Origin of the sequence: Paraburkholderia sp. WS6, from assembly GCF_030464835.1 — a bacterium.
Classification (GTDB): domain Bacteria; phylum Pseudomonadota; class Gammaproteobacteria; order Burkholderiales; family Burkholderiaceae; genus Paraburkholderia; species Paraburkholderia madseniana.
On the sequence record NZ_JALQCK010000057.1, the window covers coordinates 1 to 18,990 of the forward strand.

Consider the following 18,990-nt stretch of genomic DNA (forward strand, 5'->3'; position numbering starts at 1 on the left):
GCATCCCAAGGTCAACGCATGGCTGGCCGCGCGGCCTCGGTGGCACATGCATTTCTCCCCACTTATAGTTGGTGGCTTAACCAGGTGAAACGCTTCTTCGCGCTGATCACCGGCAAGGCTATACGTCGCGGCTCGTTCGGTTCCGTCAAGCAACTGATTAAGCGTATTGATCAATTCGTGTCCCACTACAACGAGAATTGCAAACCTTTTACATGGACCGCTTCCGCTGACTCCATCCTCGCAAAACTACAAAGACTTTGTACGCGAATCAGCGGAACGGAACACTAGTTGTTACCGCACTTAGCCTCCGCATCAATCTGGTTCCCACTACATTCTGGTGGGAACCAGATTGGCCATCCCGCAGTACCTGTCTAGACGGTACTGCCATGACGCTTACAGTGCACCGAGAGAAGGTTGATCCTCTGTTTCAGGCCACAGCAAGAGTGAGGCTGCAGCCTGCTAGCCAGCATAGCGATCAACGTTTCTTACTAGCACTAACTCGACCTATCCAATATTGATCGCAGTAGCACTCTTTGAATTCTCTTTATGAAACGGTAATTTATGAACTCTCGTCGCCGAGAACTGCATTAAGGCGTTATGTTTGGTCGACTCGATTAGGTAAGCAAGTGCACGGCAACCCTCTCACCTCGGAGAAAGGAAGAATTGCGTGGAAGTTGCGGACGCTCTTCGAGTGGCATCCGCAGCTGTTCCATGTACTGGCGGATCACCGCCATGGGCGCCCGGTCGCGGCCCCCCACAAAATAGAAAGGCAACCAAGGCGAACCACCCCACAGCTTGCGTCGGATGCTGAGGGTAGTTCATTCGATTCGAAACGCCGTTCAGATTCGTTCACTGCCCCCCTCGGCAATGCCCGCCGCGGCCACCTGCGCAACACGCCTGCTGGTGACCTGCCCCGCTCCCGTTGATTTTCGACCGGTTAGGCGCGCGTTCGAGCCGCCTTGGGTTTGTTGCGCAGGTACACAAAATGATAGAAGGCGAAGGAGAGATCCGCGTGGGTGAGCACGTCTGCTTCGCCAATGGTGGCTATGTTGAACTTGAGACGCTTGATGGCCAGCTTGCCAGAGGGAGATGCAATGTACGCGCGCATGAAATCTTTCCTCGCGCGCGCGTCAGCTTGGTCGAACGCTTCGCGACCAGCGCGGACCTCGTCGGCTAATCGCAGCTTGGCTTCTTCCTCACGAGCTGCACTGTTCGCTTCAACGGCGATTCTCGTGTTGACTCTGGCAGTCACCTCTGCCTGTTCTTCCGTGGCTTTCTGGGCCAGTACCGTTTTCATCCGGCGCTCAGCCTCTGAAAGCTTGTAGCCCTCAGTGATGGCCTTCATCAGATAGCCGGAGGGACTCTTTGTCACCTTCGCGTCATCAATCTTCGCGCGGGTGTATTCGATTGCATCAAGGATGCGTTCATCGGACCAGATGGCGCGGTTCTGCGAGATAATATTGAACTGCTTTTCGGTGAAGCCAAATTCGGTTTTCAGCGTGGTGTAGGTTTCCTTCAACCCAATTAAGCTCGCGCGGACGGTGTCGGCCCCTTCCTTCCTGGAAAGCCTGAAGCGTATCCGGTCAATCTTCTTGGACTTGGGGCTTTCGGTGCGAGTCTCGTAGCTCAGCTCGATGTCAGAGACCTCGTTGATCTGCTTTACCGCAGGCTCGAGACTGTCCCGCTTGAAATATTTGAAGACCGTTGCGCTGGAACCCGCTTTGCCTGGCCAGTTTCGGATCAAGTCAATTTCAAACCAATCCGTGATGCCGTCCGTCACGTACGCAATGACGTGGTCGTAGATTGCACGTGCGTAAGTAAGGGTGAAGGCCGACGTGATGCGAAGGCTCAACCAGTGAGACTTTTCCGGGTCCTTAATGTGGCGGATGAGCGGTTGCGGGACTTCAAATGTTATGCGTCCTTTGTCGATACCGACAATGCCGAGCAACTGCACGGAAACCCATTTTTCGTGTTCTGGCGAGGTGCTACCCTGCGGTGCCGCGGACACTTGGATGAGTGCCTTCTGTGCTTCTGATACGACTGCTCTCAGATGTTTGTAGTTGTAGCTGTCGTAACGCATGAGCCACCTGAAGTAGCTTAGTTCAACGTCGTAGTATTTCGGTGTTGTTGACTCCTGCGCCACGATGAAATGCGCTGCATCAAGCAAGCGACGCGCTGTGACTCCGACGTCCGCGACATCAACGAAAACGTTGTTCCGCTGATAGCCGATTTCCTTGGTTGACTTATGGATCGGCGTGTCGGTCGCCAACATCTCCTCAAACAGTTCGAGCGACATCTGGCGCGATGTGGCGCGAGCCGATACGTCAGTGGACATCGTGGCCCTCTTCTATTGGTTGCTAGCCGCGGGAGACTCTAACACGCGTAGGTGAGATGTCAAAACAAAAAAGCTCACCATGAAAACGTTGTTTCAACAATTCGGCTCACCCACCTTCGCAATCAGTCAAGTCGACATTGATGCTCACCATGGCGCCGCGAGCATGCTAGTCGGTCCATCGTCGAGCCGTTGGTTTTGTGTTTTAAAGTCTTAGAAATAACGAACCCACAAACATACAGAGAAAATCAAACTCCCGAAAAAACAATGAGTTAACCAGAGAAAGGTGAGTGTTTTTGTTTCAGAGGTGAGCCCTTTTGCGGGCAAAGGTGAATGAAATTCCCCTACGAGAGTGAAGTGTTTACCCGCGCAGGGTGAGATTTCCTGTTGCCGTCGGCATGATGGTGAGATGAATTGTTGAAGCCTTCCTCGAAGCCGACAATGCGTTATGTGCCGGGGGGTTCCAGCGATCTTCCTTAGGAGGTGGTGAGGTTCTTTGTTGATGACGGTGAGTAAATTTGTGCTGGCCAGGGCAACCCACGGTCGGACCAAGAGAAAAGCATTATTGCCTCGGTGGTTAGGGAGTATCCCCGGCTGCTTCCGATCTTCCGGCGTGGTGATCAGGAGAGTCGTGGGGGCTGCCAAGTTGTGCTCTCCAGGCCATGTGGTGAAGGATTTTGTGTAATCGTCGACGCCGCTGATCCATGGTGAGCTGAATTGTGAGGTGGGCCAGCGAGGCGAGTAATGGTGCGAAATCTTGTGGGCGTCTTGTCGTTCCGGCTGGTTTTGATGCACCGCAAGACTAATCGCGCCCTATCTATGTTTCGGCTCGGACTCGCTCGCCTCTTGTTGTTCCGTTTTCAACAAAACTTCTCACCCACCTTCCGGACCGGGTCGCCACTGGTTCAACAATTTCCCTCACCATGACATTTCAAAACGCATGTATAGAACCCTCCAATATCGACACGAGTTCTTCCCACATTATGAAATAAATAGACATTTTTGGTTTCAAGATAGCCACTTAGCTCAGTTTTCTAAGAACTGAGGTTAACTTAGTGGCACTGTTTTGTATTTTTCTAGTATTCTACGCTTTGTCTCGATTTCGGACTAAACCTTAAAAACCATGTCTAAAGCAGAATTCCCGGCAATAACGCGAAGAGTGACCTTGGGTGAACTTGCGGGTTTCGCGGAGACGCTTAACACGCTCACGGAGGACTTGCGCAACAGTATCCTGACGCCAAAACCTCGAAAAGCGGCCCCATCGTTCACTACGGCGGAGGTCGCCGAGCTTTGCGGATTGGATCGCACGAAGATTCATTACCAGGCCACAAGGGAAGGGAGCACGTTGCCGGCGGGTGAGGCATCGGGTACTGGTCGTAGCCGCCATTTCACACTGGCCGAGGCACGGACTTACGTGCAGCAACTCTCCGAAATATACCAGTCGCCGCTGGTCACCGGGTCGCGCGGTGCGGACGGGAAGGTCATTCTCGTGGCCAACTTCAAAGGAGGTTCGACCAAAACAACGACGTCTATGTGTCTTGCGCAAGGATTGTCGCTCCGCGGTCGGAGGGTGCTCGCCATTGATCTGGATCCGCAGGCATCACTTTCCGAACTTTGCGGACTGTATGCAGAGAAGGAGGTTGATGAGGATTCGACGGTTTTACCGTTCATCTACGACCAGACCATCGAAGGCGGACTGTCATCATTCGTCAAGCAGACCTACTGGGACGGTTTGGATGTCATCGCAGCACACCCCTCATTGTTCAGTGCGGAGTTCTACATCCCATCGATGCTCAAGACCAAGCCCAGCTTTCAATTCTGGGCAATCCTGCGGGAAGGTCTCGCGCCGCTTCGCAGCCAATACGACTACATCATCCTCGATACGGCGCCTTCATTGTCCTACCTGACGCTCAATGCGCTGATGGCTGCCGATTCGATGGTCATGCCGCTGGTTCCGGAAAGCCTCGACTTCATCAGTTCGGTGTCGTTCTGGGGGCTGTTCTCCGACATCGCGCGTAACTTCATGGAGAAGGAGGCCAACAAGGCCTACGACTTCATTTCTGTCATCCTTTCAAAGGTCGATAACAGCCCGACTTCGTCGGCATCTGTGGTTCGTCCATGGACTCAACGGGCATACGGTGATTGGCTGTCGACAACCGAAATTCCGGCAAGCTCGGCGATGAGTAGCGGCGCGCTTGCACTGTCGACGGTGTTTGACCTGAGCAAGAAGGACGCGAGTTCGAAAACAGTCGAGCGGGTTCGCCATCCGCTCAGGGAATACTGCAAGTGGATTGACGACATGTACGTCGAACAGTGGAGGCTCGGCAAATGAACATCCGTGCTCGAATGGCCGAGCAGACCGCCAATCTGCGGGCTGCTTCAGATATCCCGAAAGACGAGGTCACTGCCTCCAAGCCAACAAACGATAAACCGAAGACCGGGCCAGGGATGGCTGCCGCCTTGGCCGCGGCCAATATTAAGATTCAGGAGTTGGAGACGCGCGGTGCGCAATCTGTGCTGCCAGTATCAGAGATAGTGCCGAATCCGTGGCAGCCTCGGAGGGTTTTCAACGAGGCGAAACTATCTGAACTTGCAGAGTCCATTCGCGAGGTCGGGCTGCTACAACCAATCGTCGTTCGCCGCGCAGAGTCTGCCTATCAGATTGTTGCGGGCGAACGGCGCTGGCGCGCACACAAGCTAGTCGGACTTGAGGAAATCAAAGTCCTGGTTGTTGATTGCACGGATCAGGATATGGCCGTGCTGGCGCTGGTGGAGAACATCGGTCGGGATGACTTGGCCGACTATGAGATTTCCATCTCCATTCGCCGTACCGCAAAAGAATTTCCGAATCGCACACGCTTGGCCGAAGCAGTCGGCATGAGCCGGCGAGGGCTGTACCGATACCTCGCATTCGACGGCCTACCCGCGTTCATGGCGAACGATCTCGATATCAATCCCACGCTCATTGGTGGCAATGCCGCCGATGCGATTTCGAATGTCATCAAGAAACATGGTGAGAATGCAGTAGCTGCTGCCCGCGAGCTTTGGCCGGATGTTGTATCAGGAAGTCTGGACCAAGGTAAGTATGCGCCGGCAATTGCTGCGTTGCTCGGCCGTCGTGCATCTAGCACAACGGCTCGCGAGCGTTCAATTGAGAAGTTCTTTGCGGGAAATACTCACGCCGGCAGCATTACCAAGGACGTGAACAGCTTCACCGTAAAAATCAAAACGGGCGTCCTCTCAGATGCACAGGAGACCCGGATTCGTCAGGTCATCAGCGAATTGTTTAACGGCGATCCCTCTTGAGTGAAGTCATCGCCAATGGATCTGGAGCCCGCCTCGATGCGGGCTTTTTTTCGGCTGCTTGATTCCGCATGCTATATCGTGGCCGCTTTACGCGACGGGGATTCAGCGCGCGGCTTCTTGAGTGGTCGGCCACAAATCCTGGCGTATCGGCGGCGCATAGTGGTGAACGAGAGTGTGCTACTAGGCACACTTTTCGGATGAGCCCTAACTTGCGAGGCGACCCGAATCGGCTGACCAGCCGTAAATTCGCCAGGTCCGCACGACGTTAGCCACCCCGCTCCATTAGCTGCGGGGCGACGAAAGAGTGTGCTACTAGGCACACTCTTCGGCGGAGGCCTGTTTGCGGGGCAACCCATGTCGGCCACCCATGCGTAAATCCTCCACAGGTGCGTTCCACAAAGCGACAGGCCCAAACATAACCCTCATGTTCGGCTGTGCGGTCATTCATATCTAATGCTGTTGGGGAGTAGAAACGCTCAAACTCTCTCGCCATAGGTCGTTTTTTAGCCTACCCATAAATGAAAGTCTTCTGGACACGAGCATGCTGCAACGCTCTGAATCACATTTCTTGGAACTCCTTCGGCCGCAGCCTGAAGGTACAAACGTGTGCCGGAATGAGTGGCGGAAAACTTCGTGTAGCGACATCCGGTCAGCTCCGTAACGGCCGTCTATACCGACCAGCACCCGGTTATCGCCCAGTCAACCAGACGCGATGCCGCGCGCTGAATATCTGTCTCGGCCCCGACGGCATACATTCCGTCTGCCATTTTTGTACGGAGCGCAAAGAACGGAGCAAGAAGGGGCGCAGCGGACGCTTAGATAGAACTGCAATCGAACTCCCGGTGCCCCAGTGCGACCGGATGGCTGGCACGTAGCAAGGCTCATTGGAATCATATGTTCCCTTTTGCGCCTCCCTCCCCCCGGTCCACCGCAAGAACGGAAGATCGGTTCAATGCCTGTGCGGTGCATTGAAATCTGGAATTTGCCGTGTATCGCGCCCGCGGCATCTTCTCGCCACAGACTTGAGACATCGGTAAGCAGTATTAACTCGCGGGTTACTTGCCATTGCTTTGTTGCAGCCTGCCCACATCCGAGATCCAAGAAGCTCTGGACTGTTTCCCATAGGCCACCTGACAATGCGTCGCACATTTTTTTAGTTCATCGCGCTCGAGAATTATTCGGTCCATCGCAGCCTTCCATGGGTTGGCCGCCATCAAGCCTAGGTGCGCCCAGATCCCGACCCAACGAAGGAAGCGCCTCAACTCTTTTGTTTAGGCACGCAACGATGCGCCGGGTCTATCCAATGCCAATACGCGGCGTCGAGCGTCGAAGTCCCTCCTGCCTTCATCCCGCGTTGAGATCAGCGGCCGAACCCACATGCCGACTCCCCGATTCCCTTGGGCCGGGTTGCGACCAGCGCCGCAGTCTGGTCGACCAGTTCACGCTGACCTTCGTCAGCCGCGGGCCGCCGAGCGTCTAAGCCGAAGCCTTTAGATGGACGGCGAGAACGGATGAGCCATGCTTGACCTCCAGTTTGACCAAGGCGGCCAGCATGCGGCAGAGGCTTGGATCAACCCATACAGGCGTCGGATCGTCGCAGCCCTCGTTTTTTGCGAAGTAAAACCGCGCGATGGTCGGCGCCGGCGCGCGGGCAAAATGGGGCAAAGCTGCGAAGTCGCTATCGAGGATAGATGCGAATTCGCGAGATGGTTTGAGTATGGTTCGCTAAGGTCATTACCTATCATTCGCAAGTTCCAAAAGCCGCCTGAGGTGTGCGAGTGGACGCAGCGGCGTGAAGGACGGCATGACAGCAGATCTTCCAATCGTCCACGACGTGAGGTACTGACTTCCCCAAAGGGTTGAAAAGCTGCTGAAAAAACCAAACACAAGGAGGCAGATCGCCGCAGGCCCTCATTGCACCGCAGCGATGATCCTTTCCTGAATGTTCTTCCTTGACTGTTTGTCGTGCAGGGTTGCCATCTCTCTCCGCTGGATTATGCGATGGACCCTCCAGCGGTCAATCCAAGGCTCCTCGCTTGGAGAGTCTGAGACCCTGTCAGAATTCAACAAGGCTTCGAAGACGCATGATGTCTGCTGGCCACGGGCCGATCGCGGATCTCTGAAAATATTCCGAATGATGGTCCCTCTAGTCGAATGCTCGCCGGGACTCTCAGTAAGAACGGGCGACATTGAAACCCAACCGTTGAGCAACTGGGTGACCGTCATGTTCGTATCAGAAAAGATCTTGTTGACCCTTGGATTGTAGTAACAGCCACGCGTCATGATCCGCGAATAGTCTTCGGGTTCGGATGGCCGATCAACAAAATCTCTCCGTCGTTGGTTAGCCGGTTCGTGGTGGGTTACTCCGAATGCCACGAAATGAAAAGAAGCCTCCATATGCCCCGTAATTTATGGCAGCTGTCGGATAGCGTGGAATGGAAAGAAGTTTTGATATGACCCCATTTTTAACTCATCGAGCAAGGCTGCGACGCGGCAACGTCAACACTTTCACTTCGCAGTCGGAAGAAATGAAAGCCTCAACTCGCGGTTGTCGGACGGAATGTCTGAATTCATTCGGAATGACGATTGCAGGTGAAATTGAGCTTCCGTGAAACATCGACCATCGAACCAGGAAACCTGGGAAAGCCAATGCTGACAGGGTAGTGCCGGTCCTCTGTGACCCTAATACTCCTAATGTTTCACGACGAAGTGCTCCGCGGGGATCTGTAGCCGGTCAAACCTAGGCTGACTTTTGGAGGGCGCACGCCGACCCGAATGATCTGTAGCAAACGCTACGTATTGTGTAGTAACGCCATGAGCGCAGGAAATCTCCCGCCCTAGCTGGCCTGTAAAGGCCATTTGCCAAGCGCTTTTGTAATAAAACATAGGGACTTGTCTGAACTGGGGGCGTAACCGCGATCCCTCGACGACACGGTCAACGACGCTCGCTCGTAGTCCGCTGCCGCCAAACCCACTACGGGACGCTGGTGGACAACTTCGTCATGCAGTGGCTGCCGTCCTCGCAAGCACGTTCGCAATCACCCATCGGTATCAATCTGCTCCCGCACCACGCAACGCCGTTTGACCTGCAGCAGCCAGGCTGGCGAGGGTAGGGTAGTGCTCGAAATGCGGCGATTACGTGCCCGCGGCACGTAGACCGGAACAAATCTGTCACAACTTCGCTAGTAAATGTGTCAATTCGCCTAAAAGAGGCGTCGGTGGCGAGGAAAACCACGAAGATTCAACAGGTTGTCTGTTGCGAAATAAATGTGTCAACACACGAGCTCCAACGGGTCAGGAGTCTGCACCCCTAACCGATTGTTCAGGACGACGCTCGCCTGTCGTGTCGCCCGAGCGAAGAAGCAAGCGCCGACTGATGGCAGCGCGGTCCTGCCTACGCATTGCAGGGATTGTCGAAAGCAGCGAGAGTCGCCCGTAGCTGAAGTGTGAGTGGCACGAAACGCATCGAAATGGCGCTCCGACCACTTCGGTATTGATGACATAGGGCGTCTCTTTCCCACAAGACAGGCATCGCGTTTCGAGCGGCTGCTGATGGACAGGACAACGGTCTTCGTCTTTGAATTGATACAGCACGCAATGATAGCCGTGCGCAGCACACTGACGGCAATATCGGAGCGTAGGGTGGTAGCGACCCGGTAACGAGGTGTCGAGCAGCGACGCGCGCAGTACATTTTCAGGCAGACGTAACAGCCGATGCATACGGGTGATGCTGATGACATCGCGCACGGGCACCACGCCCACAGATGGGTCTACGTCGGGACTCATCTGTTGAACGAGCCAATCGGGAGCGAGCGCGTTAGCGCTGCAGAACTTCCACAGCATCGAGACAAGCGATTCTCCCGGCACCAGCCATTTGAGATCGAAGACGATTCCGGCGGCCAGGCGGAGGCGGAGCTCGTCAAACGCCAGGATCGGGAAACGAGGCGGCTTGAGTGCCGTCGCGTTACGCCGTCGCGAGCACGCGGCCGGTGGCATCGAGACTGAACGTAACCGCAGTGACGCACCGCGTGAGACCACAATGCGCCATCAGGGCAGAAGCCGGGCGCATCCTTGAGCTCACTGTCTTTGAGCACAATCTCGACAGCGCGTGCGAAGGATTCCATCGGAACAGATTCGTACTAACAGTTAGTTACGCGTGAGTGAGTGAATTTGCAGGACAATTTTTAACTAACCATTTTCGCGCACCTTGCACTCCGCTAACGATGACTTTTACTCGGTCTTCCGCCCGAACGGAGCGGTCAGCACCTTGCCCTCGACTATACCTTTGAGTATCCGGATTTCCACTCTCAGCGCTTCATTCACCGATGCCAGATCAACAATTTGCTTGTTTTGGTCGGCGATCACCTCGTAGAGCCGGGTGGTCGTCGCCCGTTGTAGCTGCAATTTCTGATGCTTGTCGTCGCGCTGTGCCCGTGTGGATTTGTTGAGCAGGGCGCGGATGTGTTCAGCGAAGTCTGGATAGGTGTTATGGATCAGGGCGGGCGTCACCCCGGCTTCCTTGGCGACTGCCGCAATCGACACTTTCCTGCTGGCGCGTTGCAGACGGTTCAGGGCCAGCTGCAGCTCAGTCTGCGTTCGCCTACGATCACGCCGGCGGGGCGGTTTGACCGCTTCCGACGGGGCCGCGGCGCTAGGAGTTCGCTTCGCTGCCATTCGGCTCTTCTCCCGGCAGTTCAACGCCCAAGTCGTTGAGCACTCGTGCGGCTTCTTCAAGATCGCGCTGGACCCGCTTAACGTCGCCAGGACCCAACTTCCTGGCCTCTTCAAGCAGTTCCCTTTGGTGACGGTAGGTCTCTTGCCAGAAGGGCTTGAAATGACCGTCAATGATTCCGTTGCGACAGGTTCCGCAGCGCCCCTTTTCATAGATGCCGGAGCCGCCGCAGCCCGCATCCTGCGCCAGGCACCACGCATGACCCGTGCTGCGAATGGTGATCCGGTCCGATGTTTCCTCGATCATCGCCTTCCGGTCTGGAAAGTCTTGCGCGCGCAAGGCCATGATTTTATCGCCGGCCCCGCCGGCCAACAATTCCTCACCTTCCAACCACCCGGTGATAGTCTGGATTTTGTGCTGCCGCGTTTCCTCCAGAATTTCGTCGTAGAGGGCGGCGTCCTGGCGCGGGTTGGCAGCGTATAGCTGGGTCATGTTGATCGATGAGTGCTTGAACTGCTCCTTGAGGAACAACAGGCCGCCCAGCCGATGCCGCGCGAAGGAATAGGCATATAGCCGCCGCATCTGGTGCGGCGCCAGAGCCCAGTCCACTCCGGCGGCCTTAGCAAACGTCTGAAGTGCATCGCCCCATCCGGTACCGGACACCAGAGAAATGCCGCGAGGGCCCTTTCCAAGAAACAGCTTCCCGAGATTGGCGCGGGCCTCGGCGATCTGCTGCATGCGCCCGTGTGTCCTCTCCCCTTGATTCGCTTCCCACCCCCGCAACCGTTCGGCCAGCCCCATTCGATGTGGTTCGGACCAGCGTTCCAGGACGCGCAGAACGTCGTGGCCCATGCTCGGCATCAAAAATTCGACGACACCTTTCTTGGTCTTGTGTTCGAATGACTTGATCCAGTGAAAGGTATAACCGTTCTTGATCTCGGTACGCCCGGCACCAACTTCGATGCCAGATAACTCAGAGCTTCGCATACCGGTCAGCACTCCAAGAAGGTAGAAGCAGGCATTGCGGATTGCGGTGATCTCCGGATCCCGCCACGCAGCACGCCTGCCTGCATCTCGCTCATCCAAAATGCTGTCGGCGTTGTTCAGAATGGTTTCTGCATGAGTGAAGAAGGCTTGTGCCGCTGCAGCAGGAATCAGAGGTGTTCTGCAGTCCTTTTCGCTGGCCTTCCTTGCCTGTCCAACGCGTCCCGCCATTTCGGTGGCGGACGAATTGGGCCATGGATGGAAACGCAACCGATCAGGATGCTGATCCCGAAACGCGTAGAGTCTTTCCAGAGTGAAGAATTTACTCGCTAGCGTACCGCTCACATGGCCACGATCTGTCTGGTCTCGAACGTAATTGGTGATGTGAATCGGATGGACATCAGCGAACGACGAGACGCCCACTGATTCCAAATACCGGAGGAACACGGCGAGATTGCCCAGGAAGTTTTGCAGCCGCGCCACGCCGGGCGGGGTAGCGCCCTCGGTTCCTACCCGCCAGTATCGAAACAAGACCGCTTTACTCGCCTCTCGGAACGGTTCAGGGATACGTGACCAGTTGAGGCGCTTGCTCCCTTCAAGAGTATTTGGTGTACTCACGAACGGCCACATTTCCCATACCAAATCGCCATAACGTGAAAGCACACGCTCTTGTCCGCTATCGATGACGGCCGAGATGACGACATTGCGGCGGGTCGTCTCGTCGAGCCCGGCGACACTCAGGGGCTGCTCAATCAACACCCCATAGGCGTTGGTCAGCGCCCGCCCGGCTGCGCGCTGAAGATACGGTCCGGTGACTGCGAACCGGTGGGCTTTAGCCATGTTCGAGGTCTGTCAAATCTGGGTCGATCACGTACGATTTCCAGAAGATATGCGGATCGACGCGTGCGCGCTCTTTGGCGGTTTGCACCAGCGCCAAATCAAAACTGTCCGCAGTGAATGAGTCAATCAGGCGCATCGTGTGATGAAATTGCGTGCGCCAGTCGCTGCTTCGGGCGCGATATTTTTCCCGCTCCAGAAACCAGTAGAAGCTGAAGAGCCGATGCAGGTCGTCCGGGGTACCGACGATGGCATAGCTGCGACAGGAGAAGCAGGTAAAGAAGTCGTCGCAGGGAGTGCCGTCGCACGGGGCCTTGTCGCCGTAATACGGATCTTTGCACCCACCCACGCGCGTCGCGGTGATCGGCACGATGGGGATTACCTTACCGTTATCATCGCCGTGCTCGCCGTTGCGGTAGATCTCGGGGAGCGCCTCCCCGACGAAGGTTGCATCCTCGCGCATCGAGTTCGTGCAGGCGAGGTAATGATTGTCCGCAACCTGCGGTGTGTGACCCATCAGCGCAGCAGTGACGATGAGGTCGCCGCCACTGAGTTGCCAGAGGCGGTCTTCCATGGTTTTGCGTAGACGCGATGGATTGATCTGCAGGGGCGCGCCGTCGTCTGCCTTGAGTTGATGTCGATCGATCAAGGCCTGGATGCCGAGACAAAGTGCGGATCCGCTCAACCTTGTGAGTTCGCGCGAATTGCTGCCAACTCCCGTTCTGATATAGAGCCAGACGAAATCTTTGAGGTCGTCGCGCGCAGCATCGGCGAGAGGCTGGGTCATCGCCAATACCTTCCGTACGAGTCCGACGCCGTCCATGGCGACCGCCAAGGGGCGGTCTTCCTCTTTGGAGAAGCGCAGGCTCCTGATCTGGGTTGCATTTCCGCGCCGCTTGAAGGTCTCCAGCAGCATCATGTTAGATATAAACGGATGCGGTTTTAGGCAATTCCGCTTCATTTCCAGAAGCGGAGTGGTATTGGCACCGGTGCGCACAGCAATTGCCAGCAGGTACACAATCAGCGCCGCCGAAGCAGTGCCGTTGAACTGTTGCTTGTGAATGGCGATGATGTCGTCGCGCAATGCGGCGGCCATCCGGGCGCGCTCGCTGGTCGAGAGCGGTGTCGCTCCCTTTTGTCGCGCATTGCTGTGCGGGAATGGATTGGCGGGGAACAGCTCCGTGCAGCCCGGCACCACGTCGCGACGCTGGAGACCGTTGAGCACGGCTTTGGTTCTCGTATAAAAGCTCCTTTGCGAGGTGTAGGCCCAGTCCGTGTGGTCGCTAAGCCATGCGATGAATGCAGCGATATGCTTTCGCTCCAACGTCCCCGGCTGACATGGCACCCCGGCCATGATCAGGAAGTTAAAGAAATGGACCAAGCCATGGACCCAGTAGCCACGCACCGTCGCCGGGGTGGCGCCGCCGCCCGCGAGGAATGCCCGCAGCTGCGTGGTGCATGCCCATACCCAGGCGTCGATGCCGCGGCCAAGGTAGGCAGACAGGTCGAGTGTGCGTTGTGACGTGGCATTGCCCTTGGCCGGAAGCATGACGGTGGCACCGCCCTGCTCCACGCCAACGGGGGCGATCGATACTCGAAGAGGAGCCGCGGCGTGGCTTTTGCGACTTGTTTTCACGGTTCCGCATCTGCAAACAGTTGATCAATCTCATCCTCGTGGGCGAGCACGAGGTGGCCTTCCAGCGAGTTGATCATATGAAGGTAGATCGCCGTGGTCGTGACGTCCGAATGACCCATCCGGTCGCGCACATACAAGAGAGGCTCTCCTTCGAAGGTCCTGCTCTTGCGCAGGCTCCAAAGCAAAAACGTGGCATAGGAGTGTCGCAACATGTGTGCAGTTACATGGAATCCCACTCGCCTCGAAAGTGCTGCGAAAATAGCGGTCAAGGCTGCTTTGGTGTAAGGCGTGCCGTGCTCGGTGAGAAACAGGGTGGGAAATTTTTCTCCATTGCAATGATTCCTCTCGCGCATCCGACGGTGTCGAACACTGTAGGTGTCCAGTTCCTCCATCAGTTCATAGGGCATGTCGATGCTGCGAGGCTTGTTGTTCTTGATCTCCATGTCGCGCGGGTCAAGATTCAATCGAATTTTTTGGTTCGAGCGGAGATCCTTCCGGCGACTGGGGTCGAAGACATACCCTGGCTTCTCCGGCCAGGTCCGACATTCAATCTGGCGCAAGCCCGAACGAAGCATCAGGGAGAACATGAGCCGATGGGTTAGGTTCGGTAGGGCCTCATAGCAAACCTTCAGCTGTTCCCTGGTCAGGATTCTGATGGACTGCGCTTGCTGTTTCAGCAGGATGCTTGGCGACTTCACCTTGCCGCTTGTGGCGTCGACATGCGCCAGAAAACCCGGCTGCCGACGGGTATGGATCGAGACCAACTCGAAGGGCAGGCGATCAATGTGGCCCCTCTTCTCCGCCCATTGATAAAAGCGGACAATGACACGCAGTCGATTGTTGATGGTCGTATTCGCAAGCCCGACCGTGCCCTTCGACCAGTCCCGATATGCTTCAAGTGCACTCGGCATGCCGGCCGGGCCGCGTTGCACCCAGTCCAGACCGTTGGCAAAAATAAAAGCAAAGAAGTCGTACAGCGCCCGGCCATACGAATCCCATGACTTCGGACTGCTCACTCGGCCATTCGATGTTATCAAGTCCCAGAGAAATGACTGTGCGGGTTCCATTGACTGGCCGCCCGTGTTGAGCAGCAGCGGAAAGCCCTTCCAGACTCGTCCTGCAACGACTAATTTCTCGTTTGCGAGGACGTATCTCACAGCACCTGCCGAAGTTTCGTGATGGCCTGCCTGAAATCCAGGGCAAGTAAATGCATGGCAAGATCGATACCGCCGCCACCACCTCGCTGGAGCCGTGTATCGAACCATTTTGGGCCAGTGGTTAGCAGCTCAAATTCGCGGTCCCCCACCCGTAAGTGCCAGCGGTGCGTATGACTGTCGCGTATCGGAATGAAGCTCGCGTCCGCTTTGACGTAATCGACCAGAAGCGGAAGCAACGCCTCGCAGCCTATAGATCGATACCTTTCCAGTTCAACGGCGTCGACTCGCCCTCGCGTGAATCCCATTCTTCGCCTCCGTCTCGCCGAAAAACCAAACGCCGCTACTCGTCTGTAAAACAGACTTTGCTACTCAACAACAAGAGGGTGCGCCTCTGGGATCAGCATATATCAAACGTGACTTTTGTCACTAACATATTTAAGTATCCTGATCATCGGCAGGTCGAGGTTGCCAGGTAAGCTCGCCTTGTGATGTGCAGCCTCGAACGTCTGCCATAACTGGCGGGCGTCGCTCACCAGGCGATAGCCGGCGTCAAACGCCTCGGGTACGTAAAAGCGTGTGAAGCTCCAGGGAGTGCCCTCCGGATAGGCCGTCTGATCGTAACCATTCAGGCATGTGGCGACGTCCTGGGCATTGCGGATACCGTAGAACGCGAGCTCGTCGACCATGAGGCGAGCAACGATCTGCGTCTTGCCTGCGAGCTGCAAGGCGGTCTTCTGCGCGAGCAGTTCCTCCTGCCCGACGAGAAACGTGAAGAGCTTGATCTGCTGGCGGTCAAGCACGTCATGCACGTCTCGCAGCCACTCGTATTCATTTTCATTGAACCTCTGGGCCTCGTCGAGGAACATGAGCACGGCATTGCTTCCTGAGCGCGCGGCTGCCTCGCGAATACGCAATGACAGGCGCGAACGTTTGGCCGAACTGGTGCCGGCGTTGGGTGCGTGATCGCCTACCGCCTCCAGCAGTGTCGCGAAGAAGGGGCCCTCTGCATGCCGCGGCTTGTGTTCGCACTGCGCATGATAGGTGGTTATCTTCGGGTACTGACGTGCGAGGAGCAGCCGAACGTATTCAATGGCCCGTGTTTTACCAACCCGCGACGGCCCATAGATGAGCGCGCCCATGATGCGGTAGCGCAGGCAGCGCGTGACGAGCTCATAGAATACCTCGATCGCCGGGGTGGCAAGACGATAGTTGCCGGTGACGAGTGGGTGCAGCGATGGATCGACCGGACGCGGGATCTTAAGCGACATGACACACCTCGCAGCTTGAACAGCGGAGTTAAAACACCTGACCGGTACCGATCGAGAGCTTTCGCGGCCGAACCACCATGCGTGGCTTAAGTTCATTGACCGTGGTCGCTTGCGGATCCATGCCTGATGCTGTGCCCGCTGTGACGGTATCTGTCCCGGGAGGGCGGGGCGGACCGACGGGAGTGCGAACAGTCGGTGCCGATCCGAGCAGGCGCGTCGCATGAGCGAGCTCCGTCGCAGCTTTGCGCGTTCTCTTCGCCTGCCTCATCTTCTCGTCGACGTAGGCTTCAATCGGGTCGAGACCGAGGTTAGCGTTGCCTCGCCGCCTGCCCGGTTGCCTGAGAATCTGCTGACGCAGTTTGAGGTTGTGTGGTACCACACGCCACGCGCCTTGCGCCTCGAGTACGCCGAGCTCCATGCCGTCGGACAGGAAGGCGCGCACGGAGCGCAGGTCGTCGGCGTTCATGTAGATCAGCAGATGCTGACCGATGAGGTGTGCACTTGTCGCGAGGACATGGTTTGTGTAGCGCACGCCAAACAGATTGATGTGCGGACGCACGCCCTGTTGAAGGTAGGCGCGTACGCGACACTGTCGTGCCGACTGCATCAGGCAGAGCGTCCGACGCTGGTGTTCTGCCAGCCAGACGAGCATCGTTTCCCTGCCCCGCACGAAGTACTGCATCGCTTCCAGCGGAGTCGCGTTGTTGAGCCCTCAGTGCGGTGTGCCGTTGTAACCTGAGATGGCGTACTCAACGAGTTCCACCAGTTCATCGAGGGAGACGTAGAGACGCAGATCGCCTTTCGGATCCGAGAGCGCCCGGCGAAGGTCACGTATATGAGAACCGGTGTATCCCGGCAATCGTGAAGACAGCCGACTGGCAATCGTGCCGAAGAACCGTTCGATGTAGGGCCGCTCGTCCGGACTGTGTTTCGGTCCGGCATCAGCGAGGCAGCCGACGAATTCGCACAACGCCGTCATCGTTTCGTCGGCGAGGTTGGCCTTCGCGTTGTCGAGCCTGATCCACTCCCAGGTCACGTAGCCCAGTTCAGGCATCTTCCCTGACGGAAAGCCGTCGTGCGGTCCATACGTGAGGCCTGGTATTGTGAACGTTCGCGGGCAGTGAGGCGTCAGTGCATTCTCGATAGTCTTGATGACGTCGTAGCGGCCATATTCCCTCGCTAATGCAATATGAAATCCGATCACGGCACGCGTGCAAACGTCGATAATCACCAGCAGCCACACTCTTTCCATCTCGAATTCATGCGCGAAACCTAGCGGGTCGCGCACGACCACCTTGAGACGGACGTCCAGTCGGTGACCGTCGAACTCGACGACCTGATATGGCCGGACCGCTGCGGGAGCACCAGTGTCGTCAACGCGCGGCAGGCCTTTGAGATGCGTGGCGCCCGCGGAGCGTGCAGCCGAGCCGAAGTTTTGCAGCATCTCGGCCTTCACCCGTCGCGAAAGCGAACGGATCGCATGGTCGGCCGTGTTCAGCGGGTAGTCGGCCGCTGTCAATCCGACTGAGCGGCATTGGCGGAGGAAATTGTCGTGTAGAGCCTGCAGGCCGCGCAGACGCGTGCGCAGTTGCCCGTCAGTATGAATCTGTTCGAGCCATACCTTGCGTTGTTTTACCTGAAGAAGCAGCCACCCTGTCAACGCCGGATAGCGTTCAAGCAGTTGCGCGAGCGCACCGGCGGCCCCGCGGCTGCCGCGCTCGCCGCGCACTTGCACGTCACGCACTCGCGCATATTCTGCGATGCGCACGTAGTGGATGAGTGCCCGGAAGCCGAAGGGGCGGCCATCAGGGTGAGTTGTCTGGGCGCGCTCAAGCCAGCGGTACAACTGCCGGCGATTGAACTGTGTCGATTTCTCAATCGCCTTGACCGGCTCACCAGCGATATAGCGCAATATGGCCTGCCGCCGCGCCTCGAACTTACGGCAGACTGGTTCGTCGAGTTCGGTATGGGCGACAGTGGGCCATGCGTTAACATCGATCGTCTGCAACTCCGGCTTGCGGCGACTCATGATGTTGCCTCCAACGCCGTGAAGGATGTCAGCAGCGACAGTGGTTGCGTCTGAAGTGCCGACGCGCTGACGCGACCGCTGTGGAGCAGACTGAACAAGGCAGCACGAACGATCACCGGGTCGCTGGTCAGGAACTCGCGCTCGATATCGAGCAGTCGTCGTGGCTCGTCCACGAATTGCATGATGGCTGGTGGTAACGTTGCCGGCACGAGGCCCCGGTTCGCAACAAGGTAGGGGAGGATGCGCTGCCAGTTGTCCGTCCACGCACGCGCTGCGGCGAGCTCAGCCGATCCGACCAGCCGGACCTCTACGGTGCCAGCGTCGACCTCCGGGCGTGACGCGTCTACATTCGATCCACAAAGCAGTTCGCTTAGTACAACCAACTCATCGCGATCAACGTAGCGCACCCAGAAATCGGCGAGGTGACGATCTTCGTTGATCAGCACGTAGCCTGGTCGCTCGCAGAAGGTGACCACCTTCGGGTTCGCCTCGAGCATTAACCATTGTTCAAGCAATGCACGACGGTAGAACATGACGCGGCGCGCGAGCTTGGGACTGAAGGCTTCGAATCGGTGTGCGCCACGTGGACGCTCCAGCGCGATCGGCCTGGTTACCTGAAGGGTATCCGCCATGAGATCAGCCTCCTACGGACGTGATTCGAAGTGTAGGAGGCGAGTTGGCAAATTTAATACGGACATATGCGAGTTGACACTTTTATGCCGATTCGAAGGGAAATAAAAGTGTCAACTCGCGCGCGTTCTGGCCCGTG

Annotated in this window: 10 protein-coding genes and 2 pseudogenes; 3 read left to right on the forward strand and 9 right to left on the reverse strand. The window is 56.8% G+C overall.

Annotated features, from left to right (window positions below; genetic code table 11):
- A pseudogene (locus tag M0D64_RS40165) lies at positions 1 to 288 on the forward strand (IS630 family transposase); the annotation flags it as partial.
- Between the two features lie 649 nt (positions 289 to 937).
- On the opposite strand, the gene M0D64_RS40170 reads toward M0D64_RS40165, so the two are convergent.
- Positions 938 to 2,335, reverse strand: a complete 1,398-nt coding sequence (locus M0D64_RS40170; RefSeq protein ID WP_200567610.1) for a replication initiation protein — start codon at positions 2,333 to 2,335, stop codon at positions 938 to 940.
- A 1,120-nt stretch (positions 2,336 to 3,455) separates the two neighbouring features.
- Here M0D64_RS40170 and M0D64_RS40175 point away from each other — a divergent pair.
- On the forward strand, positions 3,456 to 4,664 hold the full coding sequence (locus M0D64_RS40175) for a ParA family protein (protein WP_266261742.1): 1,209 nt from the start codon (positions 3,456 to 3,458) through the stop codon (positions 4,662 to 4,664).
- Positions 4,661 to 5,638, forward strand: coding sequence for a ParB/RepB/Spo0J family partition protein (locus M0D64_RS40180; protein WP_266261743.1), 978 nt, complete (start codon positions 4,661 to 4,663; stop codon positions 5,636 to 5,638). Before M0D64_RS40175 ends, M0D64_RS40180 begins: the two co-directional genes overlap by 4 nt.
- Before the next feature lie 4,230 nt (positions 5,639 to 9,868).
- On the opposite strand, the gene M0D64_RS40185 is transcribed toward M0D64_RS40180, so the two are convergent.
- The 8 genes and pseudogenes from M0D64_RS40185 to M0D64_RS40220 form a co-directional block, all read right to left on the reverse strand.
- Positions 9,869 to 10,312 carry a TetR family transcriptional regulator gene (locus M0D64_RS40185; RefSeq protein ID WP_266261744.1) on the reverse strand — a complete coding sequence of 148 codons (444 nt, stop codon included), beginning with the start codon at positions 10,310 to 10,312 and terminating at the stop codon, positions 9,869 to 9,871.
- The gene (locus M0D64_RS40190; RefSeq protein ID WP_200567607.1) at positions 10,290 to 12,134 is read right to left on the reverse strand and encodes a tyrosine-type recombinase/integrase; all 1,845 of its coding nucleotides are present in this window, start codon (positions 12,132 to 12,134) and stop codon (positions 10,290 to 10,292) included. Before M0D64_RS40190 ends, M0D64_RS40185 begins: the two co-directional genes overlap by 23 nt.
- The gene (locus M0D64_RS40195; protein ID WP_266261745.1) at positions 12,127 to 13,767 is read right to left on the reverse strand and encodes a hypothetical protein; all 1,641 of its coding nucleotides are present in this window, start codon (positions 13,765 to 13,767) and stop codon (positions 12,127 to 12,129) included. Before M0D64_RS40195 ends, M0D64_RS40190 begins: the two co-directional genes overlap by 8 nt.
- Complete coding sequence (locus M0D64_RS40200) at positions 13,764 to 14,783, reverse strand: site-specific integrase (RefSeq protein WP_266261746.1); 1,020 nt, start codon at positions 14,781 to 14,783, stop codon at positions 13,764 to 13,766. Before M0D64_RS40200 ends, M0D64_RS40195 begins: the two co-directional genes overlap by 4 nt.
- Positions 14,784 to 14,920: 137 nt before the next feature.
- The gene (locus M0D64_RS40205) at positions 14,921 to 15,229 is read right to left on the reverse strand and encodes a hypothetical protein (RefSeq protein WP_266261747.1); all 309 of its coding nucleotides are present in this window, start codon (positions 15,227 to 15,229) and stop codon (positions 14,921 to 14,923) included.
- Positions 15,230 to 15,331: 102 nt separating this feature from the next.
- The gene (locus tag M0D64_RS40210; protein WP_266261749.1) at positions 15,332 to 16,192 is read right to left on the reverse strand and encodes an ATP-binding protein; all 861 of its coding nucleotides are present in this window, start codon (positions 16,190 to 16,192) and stop codon (positions 15,332 to 15,334) included.
- A gap of 28 nt (positions 16,193 to 16,220) precedes the next feature.
- Positions 16,221 to 18,221: pseudogene (locus M0D64_RS40215) on the reverse strand (integrase).
- A complete protein-coding gene (locus tag M0D64_RS40220) occupies positions 18,218 to 18,853 on the reverse strand; it encodes a hypothetical protein (RefSeq protein ID WP_266261750.1) in 636 nt (211 codons plus the stop codon). Before M0D64_RS40220 ends, M0D64_RS40215 begins: the two are co-directional and overlap by 4 nt.
- Positions 18,854 to 18,990 lie beyond the last annotated feature (137 nt).

Coding starts and splice junctions, on each gene's coding strand:
- M0D64_RS40220 (WP_266261750.1), bottom strand. CDS start 18,853: ATGGCGGATACCCTTCAGGTAACCAGGCCGATCGCGCTGGAGCGTCCA.
- M0D64_RS40205 (WP_266261747.1), bottom strand. CDS start 15,229: ATGGGATTCACGCGAGGGCGAGTCGACGCCGTTGAACTGGAAAGGTAT.
- M0D64_RS40185 (WP_266261744.1), bottom strand. CDS start 10,312: ATGGCAGCGAAGCGAACTCCTAGCGCCGCGGCCCCGTCGGAAGCGGTC.
- M0D64_RS40210 (WP_266261749.1), bottom strand. CDS start 16,192: ATGTCGCTTAAGATCCCGCGTCCGGTCGATCCATCGCTGCACCCACTC.
- M0D64_RS40190 (WP_200567607.1), bottom strand. CDS start 12,134: ATGGCTAAAGCCCACCGGTTCGCAGTCACCGGACCGTATCTTCAGCGC.
- M0D64_RS40170 (WP_200567610.1), bottom strand. CDS start 2,335: ATGTCCACTGACGTATCGGCTCGCGCCACATCGCGCCAGATGTCGCTC.
- M0D64_RS40180 (WP_266261743.1), top strand. CDS start 4,661: ATGAACATCCGTGCTCGAATGGCCGAGCAGACCGCCAATCTGCGGGCT.
- M0D64_RS40175 (WP_266261742.1), top strand. CDS start 3,456: ATGTCTAAAGCAGAATTCCCGGCAATAACGCGAAGAGTGACCTTGGGT.